Raw genomic sequence first — 617 nt, 5'->3', positions numbered from 1 at the left:
ATCCGCCTGGCGGTGATGCTCTACGTCCGGTTCCCGCTTTCGCTTCGGAATGTCGAGGATCTATTGCATGAGCGCGGCATCGATATCAGCCATGAAACGGTGCGGTTCTGGTGGAACAGGTTCGGTCCAATGTTTGCCGCTGAGATCCGCAAGAACCGGGTTAGCCGGATGCGTGCGTACTCGAACTGGCGGTGGCATTTGGACGAGGTTTTTGTGAAGATCAACGGCGAGACACATTACCTGTGGCGCGCGGTGGATCATGAGGGCGAGGTACTGGAATCCTATGTCACAAAGCGCCGCGATCGCAGAGCAGCATTGAAATTCCTAAAGAAATCAATGAAGCGATACGGCAATCCAGACATCATTGTGACAGACAGACTTCGGTCTTATTGCGCGGCAATGAAGGTGGTTGGCAATGCCGATCGCCAGGAAACAGGACGCTGGCTCAACAATCGTGCGGAGAATTCACACCTGCCATTTCGAAGGCGAGAACGGGCCATGCTGCGCTTCCGGCGGATGCGAAGTTTGCAGAAATTCGTCGCCGTTCATTCTGCAGTTTACAATCACTTCAATCAGGAACGCCACCTTTACTCACGCAACAAGTTCAAGCTCAACCG

At 53.6% G+C, this 617-nt stretch carries 1 protein-coding gene; it reads left to right on the top strand.

Annotated features, from left to right (window positions below; translation table 11 throughout):
• Positions 1–617, top strand: a 617-nt coding sequence (locus FQ320_RS25365) for an IS6 family transposase (protein ID WP_148476012.1), incomplete at both ends; no start/stop codon positions are given.

Origin of the sequence: Oceaniovalibus sp. ACAM 378, assembly GCF_008085915.1 — a bacterium.
Taxonomy (GTDB): domain Bacteria; phylum Pseudomonadota; class Alphaproteobacteria; order Rhodobacterales; family Rhodobacteraceae; genus Oceaniglobus.
Note: the sequence above shows the minus strand (reverse complement) of the source record. Positions and strands in the feature narration are given on the sequence as shown.